This is a genomic window from Mucilaginibacter aureus, from assembly GCF_053514885.1.
Map to the genome: position 1 here is coordinate 2,515,849 of NZ_CP170601.1, position 16,586 is coordinate 2,532,434.

Annotated in this window: 17 protein-coding genes; 7 read left to right on the plus strand and 10 right to left on the minus strand. The window is 43.8% G+C overall.

Translation table 11 applies throughout. The annotated features are described in order from the left end of the window. Window positions 1-6: 6 nt before the first annotated feature. From rimO to ACFGVR_RS10760, 6 genes are all read right to left on the minus strand, one after another. A complete protein-coding gene (gene rimO, locus ACFGVR_RS10735; RefSeq protein WP_448702820.1) occupies window positions 7-1,341 on the minus strand; it encodes a 30S ribosomal protein S12 methylthiotransferase RimO in 1,335 nt (444 codons plus the stop codon). 200 nt (window positions 1,342-1,541) lie between these two features. Next, window positions 1,542-2,507 carry a signal recognition particle-docking protein FtsY gene (gene ftsY, locus ACFGVR_RS10740; protein ID WP_448702821.1) on the minus strand — a complete coding sequence of 322 codons (966 nt, stop codon included), beginning with the start codon at window positions 2,505-2,507 and terminating at the stop codon, window positions 1,542-1,544. A 74-nt stretch (window positions 2,508-2,581) separates the two neighbouring features. Continuing rightward, the gene (locus ACFGVR_RS10745; RefSeq protein ID WP_448702822.1) at window positions 2,582-2,749 is read right to left on the minus strand and encodes a DUF4295 domain-containing protein; all 168 of its coding nucleotides are present in this window, start codon (window positions 2,747-2,749) and stop codon (window positions 2,582-2,584) included. Between the two features lie 34 nt (window positions 2,750-2,783). Then, window positions 2,784-2,966 carry a 50S ribosomal protein L33 gene (gene rpmG / locus ACFGVR_RS10750; protein ID WP_448702823.1) on the minus strand — a complete coding sequence of 61 codons (183 nt, stop codon included), beginning with the start codon at window positions 2,964-2,966 and terminating at the stop codon, window positions 2,784-2,786. A gap of 84 nt (window positions 2,967-3,050) precedes the next feature. Continuing rightward, window positions 3,051-3,284, minus strand: a complete 234-nt coding sequence (rpmB, locus tag ACFGVR_RS10755) for a 50S ribosomal protein L28 (RefSeq protein WP_448702824.1) — start codon at window positions 3,282-3,284, stop codon at window positions 3,051-3,053. A gap of 112 nt (window positions 3,285-3,396) precedes the next feature. After that, complete coding sequence (locus tag ACFGVR_RS10760; RefSeq protein ID WP_448702825.1) at window positions 3,397-4,170, minus strand: hypothetical protein; 774 nt, start codon at window positions 4,168-4,170, stop codon at window positions 3,397-3,399. A 111-nt stretch (window positions 4,171-4,281) separates the two neighbouring features. Between ACFGVR_RS10760 and acs the strand changes: the two genes are divergently transcribed. From acs to ACFGVR_RS10775, 3 genes are all read left to right on the plus strand, one after another. Further along, window positions 4,282-6,189, plus strand: a complete 1,908-nt coding sequence (gene acs / locus ACFGVR_RS10765; RefSeq protein ID WP_448702826.1) for an acetate--CoA ligase — start codon at window positions 4,282-4,284, stop codon at window positions 6,187-6,189. Window positions 6,190-6,310: 121 nt separating this feature from the next. Further along, the gene (locus ACFGVR_RS10770) at window positions 6,311-7,651 is read left to right on the plus strand and encodes a serine hydrolase domain-containing protein (RefSeq protein WP_448702827.1); all 1,341 of its coding nucleotides are present in this window, start codon (window positions 6,311-6,313) and stop codon (window positions 7,649-7,651) included. Window positions 7,652-7,727: 76 nt separating this feature from the next. After that, window positions 7,728-7,910 carry a CsbD family protein gene (locus ACFGVR_RS10775; protein ID WP_448702828.1) on the plus strand — a complete coding sequence of 61 codons (183 nt, stop codon included), beginning with the start codon at window positions 7,728-7,730 and terminating at the stop codon, window positions 7,908-7,910. 54 nt (window positions 7,911-7,964) lie between these two features. Here the strand turns inward: ACFGVR_RS10775 and ACFGVR_RS10780 are convergent, their stop codons facing one another. Next, window positions 7,965-8,516 (minus strand): Uma2 family endonuclease, encoded by a 552-nt coding sequence (locus ACFGVR_RS10780; protein ID WP_448702829.1) that lies wholly within the window; start codon window positions 8,514-8,516, stop codon window positions 7,965-7,967. Between the two features lie 566 nt (window positions 8,517-9,082). On the opposite strand from ACFGVR_RS10780, the gene ACFGVR_RS10785 reads away from it, so the two are divergent. After that, on the plus strand, window positions 9,083-11,584 hold the full coding sequence (locus ACFGVR_RS10785) for a DUF5686 and carboxypeptidase regulatory-like domain-containing protein (protein ID WP_448702830.1): 2,502 nt from the start codon (window positions 9,083-9,085) through the stop codon (window positions 11,582-11,584). A gap of 194 nt (window positions 11,585-11,778) precedes the next feature. Here ACFGVR_RS10785 and ACFGVR_RS10790 read toward each other — a convergent pair whose 3' ends face one another. From ACFGVR_RS10790 to ACFGVR_RS10800, 3 genes are all read right to left on the minus strand, one after another. Then, entirely contained in the window at window positions 11,779-12,231 is a 453-nt protein-coding gene (locus ACFGVR_RS10790; RefSeq protein ID WP_448702831.1) for a PA2169 family four-helix-bundle protein, read from the minus strand. Between the two features lie 192 nt (window positions 12,232-12,423). Next, entirely contained in the window at window positions 12,424-14,052 is a 1,629-nt protein-coding gene (locus ACFGVR_RS10795) for an amidase (protein ID WP_448702832.1), read from the minus strand. Between the two features lie 98 nt (window positions 14,053-14,150). Beyond that, window positions 14,151-14,663: a low affinity iron permease family protein gene (locus ACFGVR_RS10800; RefSeq protein ID WP_448702833.1), complete on the minus strand. Its 513-nt coding sequence runs from the start codon at window positions 14,661-14,663 to the stop codon at window positions 14,151-14,153. Window positions 14,664-14,811: 148 nt separating this feature from the next. Between ACFGVR_RS10800 and ACFGVR_RS10805 the strand changes: the two genes are divergently transcribed. The 3 genes from ACFGVR_RS10805 (at window position 14,812) to ACFGVR_RS10815 (ending at window position 16,568) form a co-directional block, all read left to right on the plus strand. Beyond that, entirely contained in the window at window positions 14,812-16,038 is a 1,227-nt protein-coding gene (locus ACFGVR_RS10805; protein WP_448702834.1) for an MFS transporter, read from the plus strand. 162 nt (window positions 16,039-16,200) lie between these two features. Beyond that, complete coding sequence (locus tag ACFGVR_RS10810; protein WP_448702835.1) at window positions 16,201-16,383, plus strand: hypothetical protein; 183 nt, start codon at window positions 16,201-16,203, stop codon at window positions 16,381-16,383. A gap of 29 nt (window positions 16,384-16,412) precedes the next feature. Then, window positions 16,413-16,568: a hypothetical protein gene (locus tag ACFGVR_RS10815; RefSeq protein WP_448702836.1), complete on the plus strand. Its 156-nt coding sequence runs from the start codon at window positions 16,413-16,415 to the stop codon at window positions 16,566-16,568. Window positions 16,569-16,586 lie beyond the last annotated feature (18 nt).

Here is a 16,586-nt window from a genome sequence, read left to right on the forward strand (position 1 = left end):
TGTAAATTATTTTACAATTTGTCCATAAAGGTCAAAGTCTTCGGCGGTATCGATCTTTACGTTTACAAAAGTACCCACGGTAGCGTAATGCTTGCTGGCGTCAATTAAAACCTCGTTATCCACCTCGGGCGAATCAAATTCGGTACGGCCAACAAAGTATGCGCCTTCTTTTTTATCGATCAGAACTTTATAGGTCTGGCCGATACGTTCCTGGTTTTTATCGAAAGAGATACCCTGTTGCACTTCCATGATCGCGTCGGAGCGTTCCTGTTTTACTTCTTCAGGCACATCGTCAACCAGATCGTAAGCATGGGTTTTTTCTTCGTGCGAGTAGGTGAAGCATCCCAGGCGGTCGAAACGGGTATCTTCAACCCATTGCAGCATTTCTTCAAAATCCTGTTCGGTTTCGCCGGGGTAGCCAGTTATTAGCGTGGTTCGCAAAGCCATGTTTGGCACTTTATCGCGGATGGCGTTTACCAGATCGATAGTTTTTTGTTTGGTAGTACCGCGGCGCATGGATTTAAGCATGTTGTCGGTAATGTGCTGCAAAGGCATATCCAGATAGTTGCAAATATTGCTGCGCTCGTTCATCACATCCAGGATCTCCATCGGGAAGCCGGAAGGGTAGGCGTATTGCAGGCGGATCCACTCGATACCGTCAACATCACTCAGGCGGCGCATTAGCTCGTCGAGGTTACGTTTGCCGTACAGGTCGAGGCCGTAGTAGGTTAAATCCTGTGCAATCAGGATCAACTCCTTAGTGCCGTTTTTGGCTAATGATCTGGCGTTGTTTACCAACTGATCCATCGGTGTGCTTAGGTGCTTGCCACGCATTAACGGGATGGCGCAAAACGAGCAGGGGCGGTTACAGCCTTCGGCAATTTTAAAGTAAGCGAAGTGCGATGGGGTAGTGAGTAAACGCTCACCTATCAATTCATGCTTGTAATCGGCGCCAACACTGTGTAGCAGGTTTTGCAGATCGTTGGTGCCAAAGTAATTATCAACGTTGGTAATTTCGGCTTCGAGCTCAGGTTTATAACGTTCGGAAAGGCAACCGGTAACGATCACCTTGCCTACTTTGCCCTGCTCTTTCAACTCGCTGTATTGTAAGATGGTGTCAATTGATTCCTGTTTGGCGTTATCGATAAAGCCGCAGGTGTTGATCACGATAATATCATCATTGCGTACATCGCCGCTTTCGTGCACCACATCGAACTGGTTGCCTTTGAGTTGGCCCATTAATACTTCGGAGTCGTAGATGTTTTTGGAGCAGCCGAGGGTTACTACGTTTACGCGTGGTTTTACGGTTGGTATGGGCTTTATGGTGTTTTTTGTACGCATGATAATCAAATTCTCCACGCGTCATTGCGAGGAACGAAGCAATCCCAAATTAGCAGGTCGGATATGCAAAGCGGCTCTGTAAGTCGGGGATTGCTTCGCTACCGCTCGCAATGACGCTTTGTTTATGATATTATATATGCGGGTTAGCCCTCGCTCCGTCCTTCGACAAGCTCAGGATGACAGGCCCGCGCGCTTTGTTATTATTGTTTGAAAAGGCTATCTACAAACGCCTTCCTGTCAAACAATTGCAGATCGTTAACGCCTTCGCCAACGCCTATATATTTTACGGGTATTTTAAACTGATCGGATATGCCGATGACCACGCCGCCTTTGGCTGTGCCGTCTAATTTTGTTAAGGCTAAGGCGTTAACATCGGTAGCCTGGGTAAACTGTTTGCATTGCTCGATGGCGTTTTGGCCGGTTGAGGCATCCAGCACCAGCAGGATCTCGTGCGGTGCATCGGGTACTACCTTTTGCATTACGTTTTTGATCTTGGTGAGCTCGTTCATCAGGTTTACCTTGTTATGCAAACGGCCGGCGGTATCGATTATCGCTACATCGTCGCCATTGGCTACTGCCGATTTCAGGGTATCGAAAGCAACTGAAGCCGGATCGCTGCCCATAGGTTGCGCTACTACGCGCACACCAACACGCTCGCCCCAAAGTTTGATCTGGTCTACCGCCGCGGCGCGAAAAGTATCGGCAGCGCCTAGAACAACGCTGTTGCCCGCTGCCTTAAGTTTAGCTGCAAGTTTACCAATGGTGGTAGTTTTGCCTACGCCGTTAACGCCGACCACCATAATAACATAGGGTTTGTGGCTGCCGTATTCAAAACTGCTGAAATCGTTACTGTTGTTTTCGGCCAGGAGTTGCTGTATTTCGTCGCGGAGCAGGTTGTTCAGCTCGGATGTGCCTACGTATTTATCGCGGGCAACGCGGGCCTGTATACGGTCGATTATTTTGAGGGTGGTGGCTACGCCCACATCGGAGGTAACGAGGATCTCTTCAACCTCATCCAAAACATCATCATCAACGGTTGATTTACCGGCAACCGCTTTGGTGATCTTTGAAAAAAAGTTCTCCTTGGTTTTTTCTAAACCGGTATCAAGCGCTTCCTGCTCTTGCGGGGTGCTTTCCTTCTTTTTAAAAAAATCGAATAATCCCATCGTAGAAAATACTGTTAACAAAAAAAGCCCTCCCGGTTATAGCGGAACGGCTTTAATATTTTTGTGTAAATAAATTACTGAGCTTTTGTACCAGCAGCAATTGCATCTTTAACGCCGTCGTTATGTACAATTACTTCTTTGAAAGAGTAAGCACCTGTTTTTGGCGATTTAGCCATGGTGATCACTTTCGAGAACTCTTTACCTTTACCTGTATTCAGGGTTGCAACTACTTTCTTAGCCATGTTGTTGTATTGTTATAGTTAGTTTAACAACTAATTATTTAATCTCTTTGTGAACGGTTACTTTACGTAATACCGGGTTGAATTTTTTCAACTCTAACCTTTCGGTTGTATTTTTCTTGTTCTTGGTAGTGATGTAACGAGACATACCTGGCTGACCGCTGGTTTTATGCTCGGTGCACTCTAATATTACCTGAACTCTGTTGCCTTTTTTTGCCATTTCCTTGTTGGTTATTGGGTTATTGAGTTATTAGGTTATTGAGTTATTAAATAACTAACTAACCAATAACTTAGTAACTATCTATTAAATGTATCCTTGTTTAACAAATTTATTAATACAAGCAGTTATACCGTTCTTGCTGATAGTTTTAATAGCAGCAGCGGAAACTTTTAAAGTGATCCATTTATCTTCTTCTGGTATATAAAACTTTTTAGTTTGCAGGTTAGGATGAAACCTGCGTTTTGTTTTAACGTTTGAGTTAGAAACGTTGAAGCCGTTCATCGAGCTTTTTCCTGTTAGATCACAAATTCTTGACATGACGAATCAAATTTTAATGTTGTCCCTCTCGTAAAAAGGGACTGCAAATATCAGGATATTAAGTTAATAATCCAATAGTGCCTTTAAAATTTTTTAAATTTCTTTTTTGGAGTTAATAATAGGTGATTTTGCGGGTGGTGGTGACGATGCCAGTTGTTATGCCTTTTGCGTTTTTACGTGTTTCTGTGCGTTTGGTCCAGTTGCCATGGGTGTCGAAGACTTTATAAACAAACATCACTTTTTCTTCAAGTTTGTCGGTGATTGAATAGTCATCTATTTCAGTCTGAAATCTTTGAGCATTATACTTATATATTTCTTTTAATCCCGGAAGGTATTGATCGTGATGAAACAGAATTTGTTTAACGTAATGCTGTTTAACATCGTAGGTATACGCTGCGGAATCGTTTCGAAACGGACAAGATACTCTTACACCACCGATATCGTCGCCATAATTATCGAACTGTCCTATTACAATACTATCAGCATTATAACTCCGCAATTTCCGGATTGTATGATATTTATCTCCCCGTGCAACCAGTGAAAGCCAATCATATTTACTAAAGTACTTTGAATAGATACAGCTGAAGTTTGTAAAGTAAATGTCCACCAAACTATTAATGATGTTCCCGGCCTGATCATAATTAATGGTATCTATCAGTGAATTGTATTTTATTACAGTTTTTTTGCCTGATATTTTAAACTGCCTGACCGTTATCACTTGTTTAAAATTGCCATAGATAGCTTCACTCGCTCCGTATAATGAACCTGCCTTTTTGTTGCCGGCGTTTGTTATGACAGAGTAGTTGCCGGGTACAATTACTTGTGAAAAGGCTTTATAACCCAATAACAATATTAATAGAGGTAATAAAAAAAGCTTTCTTTTCATGTTGGTTTACGGGTGCAGGTTAAAGCCTGGTTGCTAAAGCTACAAAAATTTAATATACGTGTTTAGTAGGAAATTACTAATTTAACGGCCTCTAACCATATTACTACCACAATGAATCTTAAAGTATCATCTTTTGACGAGTATAAGCAAGTTTATAAACAAAGCGTTGAGCAGCCCGAGCAATTTTGGGATGGCATAGCCGATAACTTTCAATGGCGCAAAAAATGGGATAAAACCCTGGAATGGAATTTTAAAGAGCCTAATGTGAGATGGTTTGAGGGTGGTAAATTGAACATCACCGAAAACTGCCTCGACCGCCATTTAGAAACACTGGGCGATACTCCGGCTATTATATGGGAACCAAACGACCCTACCGAAGATCACCGGGTATTAACCTACCGCCAGCTGTACGACAAGGTTTGCCAGTTTGCCAACGTGCTTAAAAATAACGGCGTTAAAAAAGGCGACCGTATTTGTATTTATATGCCTATGGTACCCGAGCTGGCCATCGCTATTTTGGCCTGCGCCCGTATTGGCGCTATCCATTCGGTGGTGTTTGGTGGTTTTTCTGCACAATCTATTGCTGATAGGATACAGGACGCCACCTGCTCGCTGGTAATTACCTGCGATGGCGGTTTCCGCGGGGCGAAAGATATTCCGTTAAAAAACGTGATAGACGATGCTTTGGTTACCTGCCCATCAGTAAAAAAAGTAATTGTATTAACCCGTACCCGCACACCGGTTGCCATGCTAAAGGGCCGCGATGTTTGGTGGGAAGACGAGATCAAAAAAGTAGAAACACAGCGTAACACCACCTGCGAGGCCGAAGAAATGGATGCCGAGGACATGCTGTTCATACTCTACACATCCGGCTCGACCGGTAAACCGAAAGGGGTGGTGCATACCTGCGGCGGCTATATGGTTTATGCGGGTTATACCTTTGCCAATACGTTTCAGTATGAGCCGGGCGAAGTTTACTTCTGTACGGCTGATATCGGCTGGATAACCGGCCACTCGTATATTGTATATGGGCCATTATCGCAAGGGGCAACAAGCTTGATGTTTGAGGGTATCCCCACTTATCCCGACGCCGGCCGTTTTTGGGATATTGTAGATAAGTATAAAGTTAACATATTATATACCGCGCCAACGGCTATCCGCTCGTTAATGAGCTTTGGCGATAGCTTTGTTGAAGGTAAGGACCTGAGCTCGCTTAAAAAGCTGGGCACCGTGGGCGAGCCGATAAACGAAGAAGCCTGGCACTGGTACGACGAAAAGGTAGGCAAAGGTAAATGCCCGATAGTGGATACCTGGTGGCAAACCGAAAACGGCGGACATATGATTACCCCGATTGCCGGCATTACGCCAACCAAGCCTGGTTATGCTATGCTGCCCTTACCGGGGATACAACCTGTATTGGTTGACGAGAAAGGCGACATTATAGAAGGTAACGGCGTAAGCGGTAACCTGTGTATCCGGTTCCCGTGGCCGGGGATGATCCGTACTACTTATGGTGACCATGAGCGTTGCCGCCAGGCCTATTTTGCTACCTACCCGGATATGTATTTTACCGGCGATGGTTGCTTACGCGATGAGGATGGTTATTACCGCATTACCGGCCGCGTTGATGATGTGCTGAACGTATCGGGTCACCGTATTGGTACGGCCGAGGTTGAGAACGCGATCAACATGCACAGCAGCGTGGTCGAATCGGCAGTGGTGGGGTACCCACATGATATTAAAGGGCAGGGTGTTTACGCCTTTGTGGTTAGCCCTAATATGCATGGAGATGTTGATCTGACCCGCAAGGATATCATCATGACTGTATCGCGCATCATAGGCGCTATAGCCAAACCCGATAAGATCCAGTTTGTAAGCGGATTGCCTAAAACACGGTCGGGAAAAATTATGCGTCGTATCTTGCGTAAGATAGCCGAGGGCGAGACTTCGAATTTGGGTGATACGTCGACTTTGCTTGATCCGGGTGTGGTGGAGGAGATTAAGGCGGGGGCTTTGTAGTTCGTTGTGAGTTGCGGGTTGTGAGTTGTCGGTTGTTCTCATCGGGAGATAATCGCAATTCCATATTAAGCGCTCGTTTCAAACAGTAAAAAGGCTATCTTTATTTCTATACACTAATCCAATGATCAAAAGAACGGCCCATCTTTTACTGTTATTCCTGGTTTTACAAAGCTGCACGCATGCCCAAACTTTAAATAAGGCTAAGCTGGATAGCTTTTTTGTCGCACTGAATGCACATAACCAAAACATGGGCAGTATCGCCATCTCGGTTAACGGCGTGTTGGTTTATCAAAACGCCGTTGGTTACAGCCAGGTTAATGCAAGTTTAAAAACACCGGCAACCATTAAAACCAAGTACCGGATAGGCTCTATCAGTAAAATGTTTACTGCGGTTATGATCTTCCAGCTGATTGATGAAGGTAAGCTTAACTTCGATACGCCTTTGGCTACTTATTTTCCGCAAATAGCTAACGCCGGAAAGATCACGATCAGGGAAATGCTTGATCACCGTAGCGGCCTTCACAATTTTACGAGTGATTCGTTGTATGCTACTTACATGGGCAGCCCAAAATCGGAAGCGGAAATGCTCGTTATTATTGCAAAACAGAAACCGGATTTTCAACCGGATACAAAGGCAGAGTACAGCAATACCAATTTTGTGCTGCTAGGTTATATTATCGAAAAGTTAACAGGTAAAACTTATGCCGAAGAATTAAAATTGCGCATCACCTCAAAAATAGGTTTGTCCGATACCTATTACGGTGCTAAAATCAATCCGGCTAAAAACGAGGCATACTCTTATAACTACGCAAATCAATGGATACCCGCAACTGAAACGGATATGAGTATCCCTGGCGGTGCCGGCGCTGTTGTATCTACCCCGACTGACCTGGTTAAATTTATAGACGCGCTTTTTACCGGGAAACTCGTTAGCGCGGCCAGTTTAGAGCTAATGAAAACGATGCGGGATAACTATGGCATGGCGATGTTTGTGGCGCCGTTTGGCGATAAAAGGGGTTATGGACATACCGGAGGCATCGACGGATTTTCGAGTACGCTAAGTTATTTTCCTGAAGATAAGTTAGCGATAGCTTATACTTCCAACGGGGTGCGATACACGACTAATGATGTGGCTATAGCTGCGTTAAGCATTTATTTTAACCGGCCGTTCACCATGCCTGTGTTTGATGAATCTAAAACGATTACGTTAAATACTGCTGAGCTTGATCAATATCTTGGTAAATATTCGAGTACCCAAATCCCGCTAAAGTTTGCTATAACTAAAAAAGACAACACGTTGTTTGCGGGAGTTACCGGCCAGAGCACGGTTCCACTGGAAGCTAAAGGCGGCGATAAATTTGTTTATGCTATGGCCGGCGCTACTTTTCAATTTGAGCCGGCTAAAAAGACTTTCAATTTTGCCCAGGGAGGAAAAACCTACTTATTTACTAAAATTGATTAATAGGAAGCCACTATAATCCTTTTTGCAAACCAAATTGGAAATTAGATGTTATTACTATACATCTAAAACAAATACTATGGACTTACAGATCAAAGGGAAGTGGAATGAGTTGAAAGGAAAGGTTAAACAGGCCTATGGTGATTTAACCGAAGATGATTTGACCCACGAGGAAGGTAAAGACGACGAATTATTGGGGAAGCTACAGCAAAAGACCGGCAAAGGCCGCGATGAGCTGGTAAAATGGCTTAACAGCTTATAATATTGTTTTTGATTGTTAAAGGAAAAGAGGTGCCGGTTATAGGCGCCTCTTTTTTTATGCAAATATTTTCGACAGGTCGAACACCAATCCTGGCAACAGCAGCGAGTTTAACTGTTGGGTTTTGGCTGCCTTTTGTTTGAGGGTAAATACGCCATTCTCTAAAGCATGTACTTCGGCGTTTTCCTGGATCGGGTCTACAATAATGTACTCCTTAACGCCGTATTTTTCGTAAATATCCTTTTTCTGGCGCAGATCGTAATAGGCGTTGGATGGTGATAGGATCTCGATGATCAGATCGGGGGCGCCTTCGATGCGCTCTTTAATCAATTCTGCACGCCTGTTTTCTACTATGTATAGGATATCGGGCTGGTAAACGTTTCCATCATCCAGCCACACATCAGTTGGGGCATAAAACCATTCGCCCTTTAAATAAGCGGCCGAAAAGAAAGCAATAATATTGCTTATTCGCACAAAAATGCGTTGATGTAAAATACTTGGTGATGGCGACATGACAAGATCGTTATGAATTAACTGAAAAGGCGCACCTTCTTCCAGTAAGGAATAATCCCGATCTGTATATCTCTTTTTCTTTTCAGCGGTAAGCATAATTCAAATATAACGAAATTTTAAATGGGATAACGTATTGAAGCAGAGTTTTGTTGTTGCTTTTTTGCCTGTTATTTGGTATATTTATAGCAAAGCGCAAGGCCCAAAACAATAATTGAATGATTGATTTTTGAATGATTGAATAAAAAGATACGCCTGAAATTTTCTTACAATTTCCCCCCTCCGGGCAATGATTGAATGATTGATTTTTTGAATGATCGGATAAAAAGAAGGCTGGATATTTCTTACAATTTCCCCCTGGTGAAAGAATCAAGAGACAAGAGGCAGGAATCAAGACAAAAAACAATTGAAAATACCGACAAATACCCCCCTGTCAATGGCCGGTTAAGCAAGAATCAAACGTTAAAACATTTCAAACCTACAACATTCCAACAAGCGTCAGTGGCACGTCGATTTTAACATCATTTAACAATAGCACGTTTAATATTTGCCTATATTGAGCTTGTTAAATGGAATTGTAACTATTATATGTTATAATAGTCAAAACGGCACAGTTTTAATGCAACCATTTGGACTAAATATCCATCTATAATAAAAACCTTATCTTGAAAAAAGTATACCCGGCAACCTGTTTGAAATATAGCCTTGTTATTATAGGGCTTTTATTAAACTTTAAAACATTTGCGCAAAGCGTAACTATTAGCGGCGGCATAACCGATGATAAAGGGGCTGCCGTACCTTTTGCCAGCGTGTACATCCGTAATACTACTAAGGGCACATCGGCCAATGGTGAAGGCAAATACACTTTGCAGGTTGCACCCGGTACTTACGAGGTTTTGTTTAAAGCTATAGGTTATAGGCAGGAAAGCCGCAGGGTTGATGTTAAAGCCGACCAAGTACTTAACGTGGTATTGCATACCGAAGCATACCAGTTAAAAGCGGTAAATATTGGCGGCGAAGACCCGGCTTATGACATTATCCGCAAGGCCATAAAAAAGCGCGACTATTATTTAAAACAGGTTAACGCCTATAGCTGCGAGGTTTATATTAAGGGCATGCAAAAGCTGCTGGCCGCGCCTAAAAAGTTTATGGGGCGTGATTTCCAGTCGGCAGCCAAAGAAATGGGTTTGGACAGTAACCGCACGGGCATTATTTATTTGTCAGAGTCGCAGTCGAAATATACGTTTGAGCGGCCCGATAAGGTGCACGAAGAAATGATCTCGTCGAAAGTATCGGGCAGCAACCGGGCGTTCAGTTTTAACCGGGCGTCGGATATGAAGGTGAACTTTTACCAGAGTATTCAAAACTGGGATGGTTTGAGTAACCGGCCGTTCATATCGCCAATAGCGAATAACGCCATGCTTTATTACCGTTACGTGCTGGTGGGTACTACGGTTGAAAATGGCGAAACCATTAATAAAATAAAGGTTATCCCTCGCCGCGATTACGACTCGGCTTTTAGCGGCTACATTTATATTATTGAGGATAGCTGGCGTATTTACAGTTTGGATTTGTTTGTAACCAAAAAGGCAAACCTCAATTTTGTGGATACGCTAAAAATAAACCAGCAGTTTTTACCTATCGGGAAGGATGTATGGATGCCATCGTCCATCAGGTTTGATTTTGTGGGTGGTGTGTTCGGCTTTAAGTTTGGCGGGTACTTTATATCGATATACAAAGACTATGATATTGCACCCGTGGTTGATAAAAAGCTGTTTAACGAAGTGCTGCGTATTACCAAAGGCGTAAATAAAAAGGACTCTGCTTATTGGGCAAACGAGCGCCCGATACCTTTAACCACCGAGGAAATTACAGACTATAAAAAGAAAGAGGTTTTGGCCGCCAAGCGCGAATCGAAACCATACCTCGACTCGCTGGATAAAAAAAATAATCGCTTTAAACCTTTTAGCTTTTTGATCACTGATGGTTATAACTACCGCAACCGTTATAAAAAGACCTATTTTCATTTAAGCTCGGTATTGGGCGCCCTTAACTTTAATACTGTTGAGGGTTTTGTCTTAGATTATGATGCCACCTATGCCAAACAGATAGACAGCCTGAATAACAAATACCTGTTTCTGCGCGGTAAAGTGCGTTATGGGTTTGCCAGCCAAAAAGTACATGGCAGTGTAAACGGTAATATCCCAATAGACCAATTTAACTTAGGTTTTAATGTGGGCAGCGATGTGCTGGATATGAATAACCTTATTCCGTTCGGCAAAAGCGACAATATGGAGTACAGCTTGTTTTCGCGCTGGAACTATGAGAAATTTTACGATAAGCAATTTGCCCAGGTATCGCTTTCGCATAGGATAGTGGGTGGCTGGCTGGCGAGTATAGGCGCCGAAGCATCTAACAGGCAATGGCTCGATAACAGGTCCAACTACTCGTTTTACAACAAGGGCGACAGACAGTATACCTCGAATAATCCGTTTGAGCCATTTAGTAATGCGCCTTTGTTTGCCAATAGCAGAGCCTTTAAATTGCAGCTCAACACCAGTTACGATTTTAGCAATACTTACGAAACACACCCAACAGGCCGCTATTATTACCCTTCGAAATATCCGCGTATCGGTGTAAGCTATGTAAAGGGCATAAAGGGCTTGTTTGGCTCGGATGTGGATTATGACCTGCTGGCAATGAACATCACCAAGGCCGATATATCAATGGGGCTGTATGGTAATACCTCGTTTTATATCGGTGCAGGTAAGTTTTTAAATACCAACAGCCTGTACTATACCGATTATAAGCAATTTAACGGTACCAGTATTCAGCAATATGAGCCCGGATTGAATAAGCTTTTACTGTTGGATCCATATAAATACAGCACCAGCGATGAGTATTTTGAAGGGCACCTGGAGCACAACTTTTCGGGCTTTATCCTCAATAAGATACCGCTGATACGCAAAGCTAAATTGCAGGAAATAGTTGATTTTAATTACCTGGCCACACCGGCGCTAAAATCTTATAGCGAGCTGGGCGTGGGTGTTGAGTGGTTCGGCTTTCGGGCTATGTACGCCTGGTCGTGGGATAATACCGCCCACCAAACGCAGGGCTTTAGGTTTGGGATAAATATAGGTGGTGGTAATGGACAACGGAGGAGGTAGTTAGCCTAAGGCCATTAGTTAAGAGATTTTAATACCGAACACCGAATGTTCAATTTCGAATAACGAAGTCAAATTGATATTGGACGTTCGAAATTCATTATTCAATATTGATCCGTTTTAATTTAATGGATGGCGGATATAAAAAAGCCGTCTGTCATGAGCTAACAGACGGCCATTTAATCCACTTCCCCTAATTATGCTACATCGCGCATAGCTTTAATTTCGTCGTGTGCAGCCCTTAGGCGCATTTTTTGGCGGGTAATTGTTTCGCGCAAAAACGATGGCAGTTCATCATCGTTCAATGCTTCTTTGTAAGCTTTTTGAGCGGCGTCTTCGCCAAACTCGCAGTTCTCTAAAATGGCTTTACGGTCGTGTCCGCTAAATACGGCCTTAACATCCATCCAGGCGCGGTAAATTTTGCCGCTGGTGGTGCTGTCGGTGTCCATATCATCGCCCAGGGCTTGTATTTCGGTACCAAGCTCCATTTTACATTGATGGCTGTCGGTAATAAACCTGCTGAAGACTTCCCTCAGGTCGGAGTTTTCATCCGTCACCTCTTTTATCGCCCGCTCGTATCCCGCGATACGGTCGTTGTTGATCCGGACCAGATCGTTTAGAATATCAACTGTTGCTTCCTTGGTTTCCATAGTAGTTATTTTTGTTTATACTATGAACAACCGAAGGATAAATATAATGTTTTGATTAATTTAATTTCTTTTAAGTTAGTTATTGTTTATTGAGTTATTAGGTTATTGAGTGTACTGAGTTATTGAAGATGAATATTGCCCATTCCTAATAACTCAATAACCTAATATACTTAATAACTCAATAACCAACAACTACCCAAGCAAATCCTTAATAAACTCCGGCTTTTTACGGTGTTGGGTGGCCTGCTCAAAGGCATAAGCCATTTTGATGAGTTCGCCTTCGCTGTATGCTTTACCTGTGAAAGAAAAACCTATGGGTAAATGGTGTACGGCGCCCATAGGTACTGTAATATGCGGGTAACCCGCCATAGCGGCAGGCGAGGAGAACGAGAAACCGGTATCGTAATCGCCGTTGGCCAGATCGATAGTACAGGCCAGGCCGTTGGTGGTGCCGCAAATGGCATCAAGGTTGTTTGCCTTCATGATGTCATCGATAGCCTTGCGGGTGCCGTCACGGCTGATCTTTAAAGCATCCAGGTACTCTTTACTATCCAGGCCTCCTTTGGTTAGGGCAAGCTCCAAAGTTTCCTGCTTAAAATAAGGCATGGTTTTGTCGGCATTCTGCTTGTTGAATTCTACAACATCCTTTATGTTCTTTATATTATTGGTGGAAGTTGCGAGGTATTTGTTCAGGCCATCCTTAAATTCGTAAACCAGCACAGTAAATTCGGCTTTGCCGGCGTCTTTCAGTTTGTCGAGCAGATCAACCTCAACAACGGTTGCGCCCTGGGCCTTTATAACGTCTATGGCTTGTTTTAGCAGGGCCACCACATCTTCGTTAGCACCTTTAAGGAACGATTTTTCCAAACCGATGCGTTTACCTTTCAAGCCGTTAATACTCAAAAAGGTAGTATAATCAATACCCGGTTTGCTATTGGCTGTAGCCGGATCATCGGCGTCAATGCCTGTTAAAGCACTTAATAAGGTAGCGGCATCGGCAACGGTGCGGGCCATTGGCCCGGCGGTATCCTGAGTTTTGGAAATGGGAATGATACCCGAACGGCTAAGCAAACCAACAGTCGGTTTAATACCCACCAATCCGCTTACGGATGACGGTGATACGATAGAGCCATCGGTTTCGGTGCCGATACCTACCGCGCACAGGTTAGCAGCTATGCCCGAGCCGGTGCCCGAACTTGAACCGCTGGGGTTACGATCTAACAAATAAGGCATTTTGGTTTGCGCCCCGCGGCTGCTCCAGGCGCTGGTTGAGCGGCTCGAACGGAAGTTTGCCCATTCGCTTAAGTTGGTTTTCCCTAAGATAACCGCACCTGCCGCGCGCAGTTGTTTGATGATAAAAGCATCTTGTTTGGCATGGTTACCTTTAAGCGCAAGCGCGCCGGCGGTGGTCATCATCTTGTCGCCGGTGTTGATATTATCTTTAACCAAAACAGGTATGCCGTGCATTGGCCCGCGCAGTTTCCCCTGTTTACGTTCACGGTCCAGCTTATCGGCAATAGCCAAAGCATCAGGGTTTACTTCGATAACGGCATTGAGTTTTGGGCCGTTTTGGTCAATAGCGTGTATGCGTTTTAAATAACGTTCGGCAATGGATCGGGCGGTGTATTCGCCGCTTTTCATTTTATCCTGCAAAATGGCAATAGTAACTTCGTCGAGTTCAAAATCGCCATTGGCAGCAGTATCAGATGAGTTATTCTCCTGTTTGGCAGGAAGTGGCGCGGTATTGCAAGAGGCGGCTAAAACCGAGGTTAATGTTAAGCCCGCCAGCGAGCCTGCTTTGATAAAGTTTCTTCTGAGCATAAAATGGTTATTGGGTATACTACAACGGGTAACAAGTTTTAAATATAACCATTGCCATAAACTATAACAACAGGTACGGTATGATCTTATTTTATAGCCTATTGCCTGTCATGGTCTGCTTTTTTATTTGCTTCAGTTTCTTCTTCCATTCTCTTCGCTGCATCCAGCTCTTCGTTGATGGTAATAGCTTCTTCAACCGAGTGGCTTTGGGTGTTTGATGGCGCTTGTTGGGTTAGCTCCACCAGTTTGCGGTAATGCTCGTAAAGGGTATTCAGTTCGGTTTCGCTCAGATCCTGTATGTTCAACAGCCGGTTACTTGCCGAATTGTTGGCAGCTATCAGTTCATTTAGCTTGAGCTGAACGGCTATCGATTCTTTATTTTGCGATCGCTGGATCAAAAACACCATTAAAAAGGTAATGATGGATGTGCCGGTGTTAACGATAAGCAGCCAGGTATTGGAGTAACCGAATACCGGCCCCGTAACCAGCCATATAATGATTAAAGCCATGGCAATACCAAACATGGCGCTGGTTGCGCTAAAGTTAATAATGGCCGTGCTCATGCGCTCAAAAAGCGAGCTTTTATCTTTCTGATCTTCATTAGGGTTCATAAATCTTTGGGTTTGATGTTGTGTTAGCTAATACCCTGCCACAATTGGTAGTTAAATGTAACCATTATCATGCGATATATCCGCACAGCGTCAAAATGTAATTACATAAAAGGTTTGTACTGCCAAATTACGGTTATTTGCAGCCGATATGACTACCGCTACACACATCAGCCATCCAAAACTAACCGGGATAACCCTTTGGGTAATGACCATTGCCACCGGTTTGGTAGTAGCCAATTTATACTACAATCAGCCTTTACTGGGGCAGATATCGGCTACGTTTCACATTAGCGAAGACAAGGCCCAACTGGTATCGATGCTGACGCAGATGGGCTACGCAACCGGTATGCTGCTCATTGTGCCTATGGCCGATATGAAAAAGCGCAAAAAGCTGATGATGGTTGATTTTATCTTCATCGTATTGGCTTTGCTGCTGGCCGCATTTTCGCCAACTATCAGCATACTCATGATAGCCAGCTTTTTGATCGGGGCATCATCCACCATACCGCAAATGCTGGTACCCATGACGGCACATCTGGCCGAGCCGCATGAGCGCGGTAAGAAGGTAGGGGTGGTAATGAGCGGCCTGCTCATCGGTATTTTGCTTTCGCGAACGGTGAGTGGTTTTATAGGTTTCCATTTTGGCTGGCGGGGCATGTTTTTGATAGCTGGCGGGTTAATGCTGGTGATATGGGCGCTGCTTTTTTTTATGCTGCCCGAAATTGAGCCGCAATATAAAGGGAACTACAGTACACTGATGCGATCGTTAGTTACTCTTATTAAAGAAGAGCCTAAGCTGCGCTTAGCAGCCATTCGCGGGGCTTTGTGTTTTGCGTGCTTTGGCGCGTTTTGGACAACCCTTACCTTTTTACTCAAGCAGCCGCAGTTTAACGGCAGCAGCCAGATGGCAGGCATGTTTGGTCTGGTAGGTGTTTTTGGCGCATTAGGCGCGTCGGCTATGGGGCGCATCAGCGATAAAATGAACCCGCACCATGTTATTACGCTGGCGGTATCGCTGGTGGTGTTGTCGTTTATCATCTTCGGCTTGTCGAGCCATAGCTTGATCGGTTTAATTATCGGTGTTATTTTGCTGGATATGGGCGTACAGTCAACCCATATCAGCAACCAGATCATGATCTTTGGTTTGCGGCCCGAAGCACGTAACCGACTGAATACGGTATATATGGTATCGTACTTTTTAGGGGGTGCTTTTGGTACTTATATAGCCAGTTTGTTATGGAACGATTACCAATGGACAGGCGTTTGTGTAATGGGGATATCGTTTTCGGTGCTGGCCCTGCTCATCCATTTGCTTAGCCACAGTATTGCGCACGATAAGAACGTTGGGTTGACTACTCCCGCCGACAATGTGTAGTTTTTTACGCACTGTTTTTTGGACAGCCCAATCGCAGCTAATTTATTTAATGGCTCAAAAAAACGCTTTAAACCCTTTGTACGTAAATGAGTCAAAAAAAATAAATATGCTTTCGCGATGATTGGCATTTAATTGGCAAGAGTATCTGCGAAAGGATACAAAATGGAGACTGTTAAAAAAAGCGTACCCGTTAATGATGGAGACCAGAAATGGGAAAACCCGGCTAACCCCGAGGCACCATCAGACGAAAGAGAGAAAGAGCAAATTGAGCGTCAGTTTGAAGAGGCGAAAAGAAGGAACGAAAACCTGACTGATAGCGAAGAAATAGAGAAACAAAAACACTGATCAATAGATAACCTTAAAACACACTAACCATGACTATTATTAAATCAACCCCGATAACCGAAATGATAGATCGTTTTGATAACGAATTGAAAACACTTTTAATGAACGACCTGAAAGCGGTTAAAGCTGCTAAAAGTAAAATATTAAACAGCATCCAACGGACTGCCAAACTATCGATAGTCTGACCATCATATATTCTACAT